The organism is Candidatus Methylomirabilis sp., assembly GCA_036000645.1.
Taxonomy (GTDB): Bacteria; Methylomirabilota; Methylomirabilia; order Methylomirabilales; family JACPAU01; genus JACPAU01.
The window spans coordinates 1-9,918 of record DASYVA010000204.1 but is presented as its reverse complement, the minus strand read 5'-3'; the positions used below and the strand labels follow the sequence as shown (position 1 = coordinate 9,918).

At 70.4% G+C, this 9,918-nt stretch carries 9 protein-coding genes and 4 tRNA genes; 12 read left to right on the top strand and 1 reads right to left on the bottom strand.

Annotation, left to right across the window (positions count from 1 at the left end):
- A partial coding sequence (locus VGT06_11465) for a right-handed parallel beta-helix repeat-containing protein (GenBank protein HEV8663737.1) occupies positions 1-1,534 on the bottom strand: 1,534 nt, incomplete at its 3' end.
- A 1,190-nt stretch (positions 1,535-2,724) separates the two neighbouring features.
- Between VGT06_11465 and VGT06_11460 the strand changes: the two genes are divergently transcribed.
- The 12 genes from VGT06_11460 to VGT06_11405 all read left to right on the top strand — a co-directional run.
- A complete protein-coding gene (locus tag VGT06_11460) occupies positions 2,725-3,216 on the top strand; it encodes a CarD family transcriptional regulator (protein ID HEV8663736.1) in 492 nt (163 codons plus the stop codon).
- 54 nt (positions 3,217-3,270) lie between these two features.
- The gene (locus VGT06_11455) at positions 3,271-4,284 is read left to right on the top strand and encodes a PIN domain-containing protein (protein HEV8663735.1); all 1,014 of its coding nucleotides are present in this window, start codon (positions 3,271-3,273) and stop codon (positions 4,282-4,284) included.
- Positions 4,285-4,318: 34 nt separating this feature from the next.
- Positions 4,319-5,014, top strand: coding sequence for a 2-C-methyl-D-erythritol 4-phosphate cytidylyltransferase (gene ispD, locus VGT06_11450; GenBank protein HEV8663734.1), 696 nt, complete (start codon positions 4,319-4,321; stop codon positions 5,012-5,014).
- Positions 5,014-5,511 carry a 2-C-methyl-D-erythritol 2,4-cyclodiphosphate synthase gene (gene ispF / locus VGT06_11445; protein ID HEV8663733.1) on the top strand — a complete coding sequence of 166 codons (498 nt, stop codon included), beginning with the start codon at positions 5,014-5,016 and terminating at the stop codon, positions 5,509-5,511. The genes ispD and ispF overlap by 1 nt, the downstream gene beginning before the upstream one ends.
- Complete coding sequence (gene cysS / locus VGT06_11440; GenBank protein HEV8663732.1) at positions 5,511-7,016, top strand: cysteine--tRNA ligase; 1,506 nt, start codon at positions 5,511-5,513, stop codon at positions 7,014-7,016. Before ispF ends, cysS begins: the two co-directional genes overlap by 1 nt.
- A complete protein-coding gene (gene rlmB / locus VGT06_11435; protein ID HEV8663731.1) occupies positions 6,995-7,876 on the top strand; it encodes a 23S rRNA (guanosine(2251)-2'-O)-methyltransferase RlmB in 882 nt (293 codons plus the stop codon). Before cysS ends, rlmB begins: the two co-directional genes overlap by 22 nt.
- A 37-nt stretch (positions 7,877-7,913) precedes the next feature.
- Positions 7,914-7,989: transfer RNA gene (locus VGT06_11430), tRNA-Thr, on the top strand.
- 57 nt (positions 7,990-8,046) lie between these two features.
- Positions 8,047-8,132 (top strand) — tRNA-Tyr (locus VGT06_11425).
- A 40-nt stretch (positions 8,133-8,172) separates the two neighbouring features.
- A tRNA-Gly gene (locus VGT06_11420) sits at positions 8,173-8,247 on the top strand.
- A gap of 115 nt (positions 8,248-8,362) precedes the next feature.
- A complete protein-coding gene (locus VGT06_11415) occupies positions 8,363-9,601 on the top strand; it encodes a tetratricopeptide repeat protein (GenBank protein ID HEV8663730.1) in 1,239 nt (412 codons plus the stop codon).
- Positions 9,602-9,643: 42 nt separating this feature from the next.
- Positions 9,644-9,719: transfer RNA gene (locus VGT06_11410), tRNA-Thr, on the top strand.
- 64 nt (positions 9,720-9,783) lie between these two features.
- The coding region (locus tag VGT06_11405; protein HEV8663729.1) for a GTP-binding protein at positions 9,784-9,918 on the top strand (135 nt) is incomplete at its 3' end.

The following is a 9,918-nucleotide window of genomic DNA, read 5'->3' as shown; positions in this document are numbered from 1 at the left end:
TGACCGTGAGGGCCGCCACCGGGGGCGGGAGGAACTCGAGGGCCCCCCGGTCGGCATAGGGGACCGGGCCGGCCCCACTATTGACCGTGGCCGGGTCATCCGCCCGGGCCCGGCCGGCGGCATCGGTCGCCGGCCAGCTCGGGACCGAGGAATCCGCCGCATCGATGGCGGGGGAGCCGGCCTGGAGGCGGAAGTCCCCATTTGCCGGGTCCACGAACCGGGGATCCGCCTGGGTCGAGTTCGCATCCTGGCCGGTGGCGGCCGTGAAGGCGGCGAGGGTCGGGTACTGGGTCCCAGCGTATTTCATTGGGGCCTGGCTAGTGCTGTTCCAGAAGATGTTGTAGTTCGAGACGAAGCCGGGCGCGGAGGTGCTGCGCACGAACAGGTCGAACCCCCCGGCCGTGAGCCCGTTGTTGACCGCGATGGAATTGAAAATCTTGGTGCCGGTGGCGTTCCAGTCCACGGAGAAGCCCTCGTTGAGATTCCCGTAGGCCACATCCCCGATGTGGAGGGTCCCCGCGACCTCGAAATGACTGAAGCCGTGGCCGCCGTTGTACCAGGAGCGGTTCTGCAGCGAGAGATTGTTATCCGAGAGGAATCTGGAATCGCCACTGATCTTGATTCCCGTGCCCTCGTTATGGTGGACATTGTTGCGCTGGAGCAGGTTATTGCGCGTCTTGTAGGGGTTGATGCCAACGGCGTTGCGCAACGCCTCGTTGTCCTGGATCGTAGAGTCTTCGACGGCGTCCAAACGTATCCCGGTCCCCCTGCTATCCGAGACCACGGTCGAGCTAATCAGCACGTTCGTGCAGCTCTGCACGCTGATCCCATGATTGCCGGTGAACGTCACAATATTCTGCGTGACCGTGAGATTATGCGGCGGCGGCGTCTGATTACACCTCAGATAGATGCCGTTCCCCCCGGTCCGGGTAACGGTGAAGCCTTCGATGGTCACCCAGTACTGCCCCACGAGGTCAAAGCCGTAGTCCCGCCGGCCTACTAGGGCCTCGTGGGACCCCGGGTTGTCCCCCCCGAGATTGACGTAGAGCCCCTCCCCGAGGACGTGGCGGAAGGTGCCCGGCGGGAGGGCCGCCGGCGCCCCGGTGGAGGGGGTCAGGCGGGACCCGTCGATGAAGACCTGCTTCGGACCCCAACTGACGCTGGCGGCGAGCCAGACATCTCCGGAGAAGGGTGTCCACTGGGCGGGCGAGGAGAAGTCGTCCGCCCCGTCCACCACCACGGGGGCCCCGAGGGCCTGGAAGACGAAGGGGCTTCCCTCAGCCCCCGAGGCTGGCACAAGGACCCGCTCCCGGTAGAAGGCGGGCTTGACTAGCAGGGTCGTCCCCGGCCCCCCCCGGGCCTTGGCTGCGGCCGAGATGGTGCAGTAAGGGGTCGGCTCAGTGCCGGCCCCGGGCGCCGTATCCGAGCACCCCGGGTTCGCGCCGTCCACGAAAAAGGTGCCGGCCGCGAGAGCGTACCCCCCGCCCCCGCGCCAACAGAGGAGGCCCAGGAGTGCTGCGACCCACAGCGCCACGCGGCCCCGCCCCGCCCCAGCCATGGGTGAATTTGCCCGTTCCATTGTTTGCCCCCCTCTACGACGCAGAAACCGCCTCGGCCCCTGCCCCGCTTGCCCGAGTGGCAGGGGCGCCACTCCCAGGGGCATGCAGGTTACCTCCGCCCGATTGCTTGGCGCCCTCACCTCAGCGCGAAACTGGTGCCGCTCCCCGCCGCAGCACTTCGGCGATTGCGCGGCCGCTCCTACGGGAGGATCCCAATCGCGATGTCGTCCACTTGGAAGATCTCGCCGGGCGTGACTGGAGCCTTGTCCAGAGCTTGCCGCGGAACTGCTTCTCCGCTGGCTGGTTGGAGGGGTCGGCGCCGCGCCTGAGCCCCAAGAGAGCGTCCTGCTCCCCCTCTCTGGCCCCTCGGCTGAGCCGAGCGGGCCGGAAGGTCCGCCGGGGTGCGGAGCCGATGCGGGTTGTGCAGAGGCAGAGGTAGGATAGGAGAGGAACCGCTGCATCTCCCCCCCGGGGGGGAGCAGGGAGCACCCGCCTCGCAGACCGAGCGTGCCGTCTTCCTCGTGGGCGTCGCCGCGCGGGTCGGTCTCCTCCGGAGTCCAACGAATCGCCCCGCCCGGTCGCAGCAAGAGACCAGAAGTGATCGTGTCTGACCAAGACGCACGACTAATCGGGAGCAAGTCCTGCGCCAAGGTGCGACTCTCGCGGGGACAGCCACTTAGGGAGCCGGCTCGGGCTCCGGTTGCAAAGGCTTGCACAATTTGGGGAGCAGAGCTTCTAATTGCTGAAACTTTCGTCGAGCGAGCGAGGCGGGCGCGCGGGGGGCGGGAGGCAGTGTCCAGAGGGGCGGGGGAAGCGCGCGCTGGATCGACGCCCCCGGGCGAGCGGGTCCGGGGCCCGGCGGAGGCGATCAGGCGCCGGTGGCGACGCTCCCTGCCACCGGCACCAATCCGGAGCCCCGCTCGGAGGCGACCACGGGGGCCTCGGCCTGGATGGACCCCCCCGGGGGGCCTCCCTTAGGCGCCTTGATTCGGAGGCGCGTCTGAATCCCCTTCGATGTCAGTTGCGTTGCGCCCGCGAGCACCGATCTGCTGCGGTCTGCCAACCCCACCACACAAAATCCCTGCCACTTCTACCCCCGCCTTGAAATAACTCTTTGACGGCCCCGCACCACTTTGCTACTCTACTTCCTCGGAGGATCTCCCGCATGCCCATGCTCTTTACCATCGGCAAGAAAGTGGTCTATCCCACCCACGGCGTCGCTCGGGTGGAGGCGATCGAAGAGAAGGTCGTCTCCGGCGAGCGGCAGGCCTTCTACGTCCTCCGCATCCTGGGCAACGGCATGATGGTGATGGTTCCGACCCGGAAGGCGGAGCAGGTCCGGCTGCGGGAGGTCATTCGCCGCGCGGAGGTTCCGAAGGTCATGGCCATCCTCCGCCGGAACGACCTGGAGATCTGCCCGAACTGGAACCGGCGGTACAAGGATAACCAGGAACGGATCAAGTCCGGCTCCCTGTACGAGGTCGCCCTGGTCCTCCGCAAGCTGGTCCTCCTCCAGAAGGATCGCCACCTCTCCTTCGGTGAGAAGAAGATGCTCGAGACCGTCCGCCAGCTCCTGGTGAGCGAGATCTCCCACGCGGCGGGGATTGACGAGGGGGAGGCGGGGCGGATGATCGATCGCACGATCGCCACCGCCTGAAGGCTCGTCGCGGGGGGTGGTGCTGCTGTCCAGCGCACAAGGAGGTTGCCCCGGATGAACGAGTTGGCGGTGCGCGCCGTCTATGTGGTCGTCTGCGGCGCCGTTGGCCTCGCTTCCGGCTACCTGATGGGGCGTGGCGAGGCGGCGCCGTGGCAGGGGATCGTCCTGGGTCTGGGCTTCGGCGGGGCCTCCCTCCTGCTGGAGGTGGGCCTGCGCCGGGCGGCGCCCCGGGCCATCGTGACCGGGCTCCTCGGCTTCCTGCTCGGCCTCATCGTCGCGCTCCTTCTTCTGGCGGCCCTGGGCGGGCCCCTCGCCGCCCTGCCCCTCCCCGTGGCCTCCAGCGTGCAGGTCCTGTTGGTGCTCCTCTGCGTCTACGTGGGGGCCACGCTCGCGGTGGAGAAGGGCCAGACGGTCCACCTCCTGGCCGTCCTCCGGGCGCTGAAGGAGCAGCCGCGGGTGGAGTCCTACAAGATCCTCGACACCTCCGTCATCATCGACGGGCGCATCGCCGATATCTGCGAGACCGGCTTCATCGAGGGGACTCTGGTCGTCCCCCAGTTTGTCCTCCGGGAGCTCCAGCACATCGCGGACTCCTCCGATCCCTTGAAGCGGAACCGGGGCCGGCGGGGCCTCGACATCCTCCAGAAGATGCAGAAGGACGCCGAGGTCCAGGTGAAGCTCCACGACATGGACTTCCCGGAGATCCGGGAGGTGGACGCCAAGCTGGTGGCCCTGGCCAAGGCCATCAATGCCAAGGTCGTGACCAACGACTTCAACCTGAACAAGGTCTGTGAGCTGCACGGGGTCAGCGTGCTGAACATCAACGCCCTGACCAATGCCCTCAAGCCGGTGGTCCTGCCCGGCGAGGACATGCGGGTCTACGTCCTGAAAGAGGGGAAGGAGTACAACCAGGGCATCGCCTACCTGGACGACGGCACGATGGTGGTGATCGACAACGGCAGGCGCCACATCGGCCAGACCATCGATGTCTGCGTCACCTCGGTCCTGCAGACCACGGCGGGCCGCATGATCTTCTCCCGACTGAAGGAGGAGGCGGAGGCGGCCTGAGGTCGGTGCCCTCCCCCCGGGGCGCCCTGCGCCGATGCACGTAACGGCCGTGATCCCCGCCGCCGGGATGGGTGTCCGGATGGGGGGGGCGGTGCCCAAGCCGTTCCTCTCCCTCGCGGGGATCCCCCTCCTGGCCCGCACGCTCCTCCGCCTTGCCCGCTCCCAGATCATTGACGCCTACGTTCTGGTGGTGCCCCCGGGGACCGAGGAGATCTGCGAGAGGACCGTGGTAGCCGCGTCCACGGTCCCGGCCGTGGCGCGGATCGTCCCCGGCGGCCCCGTCCGGCAGGCATCGGTCCGGGCGGGCCTGCAGGCCCTCCCGGCCGGAACCGACCTGGTGGTGGTGCACGATGGTGCCCGCCCCTGCGTGCCGGTCGCCGTCGTGCGGGCGACGGTGGAGGCCGCCGCCCGGGACGGGGCCGCGGTGGCGGCGGTCCCGGCGACGGAGACCGTGAAGGAGGCGGGGACGGACGGCCGGGTCTTGCGGACGCTGCCCCGCGAGCGGCTCTGGATCGCCCAGACCCCCCAGGCCTTCGCCCGGGCCCTGATCCTGGAGGCCCACGCCGCCGCGGCGGCGGAGGGCTTCCTGGGGACGGACGATGCGGTGCTGGTCGAGCGGCTGGGGCGGTCGGTCACGTTAGTGCCGGGGAGCGCCGAGAACATCAAGGTGACCCATCCGGCCGACCTGGAGCTGGCGGCCCGTCTCCTGGCGGCGCAGGGGGAGGGCTGATGCGCGTCGGGGTGGGGTGGGACATGCACCGCCTGATCCCGGGTCGGCCCCTCGTCCTGGGGGGGGTGACCATTCCCTTTTCCCGGGGGCTCGAGGGACACTCGGATGCCGACGCGCTGTGCCATGCCCTCATCGACGCCCTGCTGGGTGCCGCCGGGGCGGGAGACATCGGCCGCCGGTTCGGCGTGGACGACCCGGCCCGGGCCGGGGCCAGCAGCCTCGCCCTGCTCCAGGAGGCCTGGGGAACGCTCAAGGCCCAGGGCTACCGGGTGCTGAACGTGGACGCGACGCTCCTCGCCGAAGCCCCCCGTCTGACGCCGCACCTGCCGGGGATGGTGGCCAAGGTAGCCGGGGCCCTGGGGGTGGAGGCCGACCGGGTCAGCGTGAAGGCCACGACGGCGAAGGGGATGGGCTGGATCGGGGCGGGGGAGGGGATCGCCTGCATCGCGGTGGCCGCCCTGGCCGGCCCGCCGGGGCCCGCCCAGGAGGAAGGCTAGTGCCCCTGCGCCTCAACAATACCCTCACCGAGCGCAAGGAAGAGTTCACCCCGCTCACGCCCGGCGAGGTCCGGATGTACGTCTGCGGCATCACGGCGTACGACCTCTGCCACCTGGGGCACGCCCGGTCCCTCCTCGTCTTCGAGGTGCTTCGCCGCTACCTGAACTTCCGCGGGTACCGGGTCCGGATGGTCCGGAACTTCACCGACATCGACGACAAGATCATCCGGAAGGCCCAGGAGACCGGGAGGACCTGGGACGCGGTGGCCGACCACTACATCCGGGAGTTCCAGGCGGACATGGCCAAGCTCGAGCTGCCACCGGCGGACGAGGAGCCGCGGGCCACCGCTCACGTGCCCGCCATGCTCGGCCTGATCGAGCGCCTGGTGGCGCGGGGCCTGGCCTACGCGGTCGAGGGAGACGTCTTTTTCCGGGTCCGGGCCTACCCGGAGTATGGCCGTCTCTCGCACCGGAACCTCGACGACCTGCGGGCGGGGGCGCGGGTCGAGGTGGACGAGCGGAAGGCGGACCCGCTGGACTTCGCCCTCTGGAAGCGGGCCAGGCCGGGCGAGCCCTTCTGGGAGAGCCCGTGGGGGCCGGGGCGGCCCGGCTGGCATATCGAGTGTTCGGCCATGTCCATGCACTACCTGGGGGAGTCGTTCGATCTGCACGGCGGGGGGGAGGACCTCATCTTTCCCCACCACGAGAACGAGATCGCCCAGTCGGAAGGGGCGACCGGCAAGCCCTTCGCCCGCTTCTGGGTCCACAACGGCTTCGTGCGGATCCAGCACGAGAAGATGTCGAAGTCGGTGGGGAACGTCTTCACGATCCGGGAGCTGCTGGGCAAGTTCTCCCCGGACGCCCTGAAGCTCTTCCTCCTGGGCACCCATTACCGGAGCCCCATCGACTACACGCCCGAGAAGGTGGAGGAGACCGGCCGGGCCCTGGATCGGATCCGGTTGCTCGTGGAGTCCGTGGAGGCCCTCGAGGAGCGCCCCTCCGGCGGAGTGCTCCCGGGGGAGTCCGGAGCCGCCATCGCGACCGCACGGGAGGAGTTCGTGGCCGCCATGGACGACGACCTGAACACCGCCCGCGCCCTCTCGGCGATCTTCACCCTGGTGCGCCACCTGAACGCCGCCCTGGACACCCTTCCGGACCGGCGGCTCGCCAGCACCGCCGCCGCCGCGGCTCTCCGGGACGGGGTGGCGGCAGTCCGGCAGATGGGGGGAGTCCTCGGGCTGGTCCTGGCACCCGGGGCTCCCGTCTCGGCAGAAGCGGCCGCCGTAGCCGCCGTGGCGGCGCTCCTGCGGGAATACTGCCCGGGGCATGCCCCCCCCTCCGGGGGCCTGGCACTCGGGGTGGAGGCGCTCCTGGCCCGCCGGGAGGAGGCGCGACGGGCCCGGGACTTCGCCACCGCCGACGCCATCCGGCGGCGACTGGGTGAGGCCGGAATCGAGGTGGCCGATCGATCACAGGGGAGCACATGGCGGCTCCGGACCACCTGAGGGAGGCGGAGGACACCCTGCTCGGCCCCCATGCCGTGCGGGAGGCGCTCCGGGCGGGCTCCCGGCAAGTGGACAAGATCTTCCTGGCCCGGGATCTCCGGGGGGCGGTGACGCGGGAGATCCTCGACTTGGCCCGGCAGGCCGGCGTCCCGGTCAAGGCCCTGGACCGCCGGGCGCTGAGCGCCCTGGTCCCTGGGCTGAACCACCAGGGGGTGGTCGCGGCCGTCGCTGCCGTCCCGTACCGGGAACTTCCGGACCTGCTGGATGCGGCGAAGGGAAGCGGCCGCCCGCCCCTCCTTCTGGTCCTGGACGCCGTCGTGGATCCGCGGAACGTGGGAGCGCTGGCCCGGACGGCCGAGGCGGCCGGGGCCCACGGCCTGGTCCTGCTCCGGCACCACGCCGCCGGCGTGACGCCGGCGGCGGCCAAGGCGGCGGCCGGGGCCTTCGAGCACCTGCCCGTCGCCCGGGTGGGAAACCTGGACCAGGCCCTGGCCAGTCTGCAGGGAGCTGGCCTTTGGGTGGTGGGCGCCGACCCGGCCGCGCCGCTGTCGTGCGATGCCGCTGACCTCACGGGGCCGATCGCACTGGTGGTGGGGGGGGAGGGAAAGGGGCTCCGCCCTCTGACCCGGCGCCGCTGTGATCTCCTGGTCCGCATCCCGACGATGGGGCGCCTCCCCTCGCTGAACGCCAGCGTGGCCGGGGGAATCCTCCTCTACGAGGTCGTCCGGCAGCGCCTCCGCCAGGGGCCGCAGGGGCAGGGCGGGCAACCGGACCGGCCGGGCTCCCCTCTTGAGGCCGGGCGGGGGGGAGGGCGAGGGGCGGGAGAGGGAAAGCCTCCCGCAAAGAAAAATTTGCCTTGATTTTGCGAAGGCGCTATCTTATCTTATTGGTTTGTTTGCTGGCGTAGCTCAGTTGGTAGAGCAGCTGATTTGTAATCAGCCGGTCGGGGGTTCGAATCCCTTCGCCAGCTCCAGGCGACGCCGGGCGGGGGGCGGTCGCCGAGGGGCGGGATGGCGGGCCGGTCCCTCGTGGGGAGATACCCAAGCGGCCAAAGGGGGCAGACTGTAAATCTGTTGCCACTGTGCTTCGGAGGTTCGAATCCTCCTCTCCCCACCAAGGTCGCCGGGGCGGCGGGCAGTCAGCGGGACGGGTCGGGGCGGGAATAGCTCAGTGGCAGAGCGTCAGCCTTCCAAGCTGAGGGTCGCGGGTTCGAATCCCGTTTCCCGCTCCATGCGGTGTCGGAAGGATCGGGTCGGCAGCCGCCATCACGGCGGCCGGTGGGCTGGGTGACGGGAGGAAGGGGCGGCCAGCGACGTCCCGGGGGCGGCCGGGGGGACGGGCGCCGCGTGGGCGTGTGGGCGGGCGCGCTCGCGCTGACCGTGTTCCTTCTCGTGCCGGGGGCGGCTCCGGCGGCCGACGCGGCCACCCCGCACACCCAGCTGGGACTCAGCCTGTCGGCCAGGGGACTGCACCGGGAGGCCCTGGCCGAATTCGAGCGGGCCTACGCTCTCGACCCCACCAACCCGGTCCTCCGTCGGAATCTTGCCCGGGCGCATGCCAACCTGGGGGCCCACCTGCTCTCAACCGGTGCGCCCGCCGAAGCGAAGGCCGCGTTTCGGGCCGCTCTGGATGTCGGAGGAGAGGATCCGACCTCCTACGTGGGCCTGGGGGCTGCCGCCCTGCAGGAGCGGGAGAACGGGGAGGCGGTGGCGGCGCTCGAGGCGGCTGCCCGTCTCGCCCCGGGGCGGCCGGAAGTTCTGGTGCTCCTCGGAGAGGCCTACCACCAGGCCGGGGACGCGCCGCGCGCCATCGAGCTCTGGGGGGAAGCCCTCCGGCAGCGGCCGGAGGACGGCCGCCTGCGGGAGCGGCTCACGCGGGCGGCCCGCGCGGCCCGGATCGAGGAGCGGTACGAGCCCCGGGAGAGCCACCACTTCCGCCTGCGGGCGGAGGGGGCCATCCCGCGGGGGGTTCAGGACGAGGTCCTGGCTCTCCTGGAGCAGGTGTACCAGGAGGTCGGGTTCGCCCTGGATTATTACCCGGCGGATCCGGTGCAGGTGGTCCTGCACTCGGATGGGGACTTCGCCACGATCGCAGGCCTTCCCCACTGGGTCGCCGGGAGCTACGACGCGGCCGATGGGAGGATCCGGATCCCGGCCCGGGGGTTGGCTCAGGGGGCGGCCGGGCTTCGGGAGGTCCTTGCCCACGAGTACACCCACGTGGTCGTGGTGCATCTGAGCCGGGGCCGCGCGCCCCGGTGGTTGAACGAGGGGCTGGCCCTCCACTTCCAGGGGGCCGGGTCGGCTGCGGAAGCGGTCGCCCGTCAGGTCGCGGCAGGGCGGCTCATCCCGCTGGCCTCCCTGGAGGGCGCCTTTGCCCTGCTCCACGATCGCGCCCTCACGGAGGCGGCGTACGCCCAGAGCGCGTCGGCCACCACCTTCCTGCTCGAGCGGGCGGGGGTCCAGGAGGTGGGACGGCTCCTCCGGCGCCTGGGCGAGGGGATGCCGTGGGAGGGGGCCCTCGAAGACGTGGCCCGGATGGATGCGGTCAGCTTCGAGCGGGAGTGGCAGGAGCACCTCCAGCGGTAGCCGGAGGCGCTTTGGGCCGGCCCCGCTGCTATTCGCCGCACGGCCCACGTAGCTCAGTCGGCAGAGCGCGTCCTTGGTAAGGACGAGGTCACCAGTTCGATCCTGGTCGTGGGCTCCAGCAGAGGTCGCGGGTCGGCCGGTGCTGGCCTGCTGACGGGGAAGGGGAACGGGAGGTTTGCCCCATGGCCAAAGCGAAGTTCGAGCGGACGAAGGAGCACATGAACATCGGGACCATCGGGCACATCGACCACGGGAAGACCACCCTGACCGCGGCCATCACGAAGTGCCTCCACACGGTCAACCCGAAGGTCGCCTTC

Excerpts from the sequence above, each read along its gene's own strand:
- VGT06_11460 (HEV8663736.1), top strand. The coding sequence starts at position 2,725 with ATGCCCATGCTCTTTACCATCGGCAAGAAAGTGGTCTATCCCACCCAC.
- VGT06_11455 (HEV8663735.1), top strand. The coding sequence starts at position 3,271 with ATGAACGAGTTGGCGGTGCGCGCCGTCTATGTGGTCGTCTGCGGCGCC.
- ispD (HEV8663734.1), top strand. The coding sequence starts at position 4,319 with ATGCACGTAACGGCCGTGATCCCCGCCGCCGGGATGGGTGTCCGGATG.
- ispF (HEV8663733.1), top strand. The coding sequence starts at position 5,014 with ATGCGCGTCGGGGTGGGGTGGGACATGCACCGCCTGATCCCGGGTCGG.
- rlmB (HEV8663731.1), top strand. The coding sequence starts at position 6,995 with ATGGCGGCTCCGGACCACCTGAGGGAGGCGGAGGACACCCTGCTCGGC.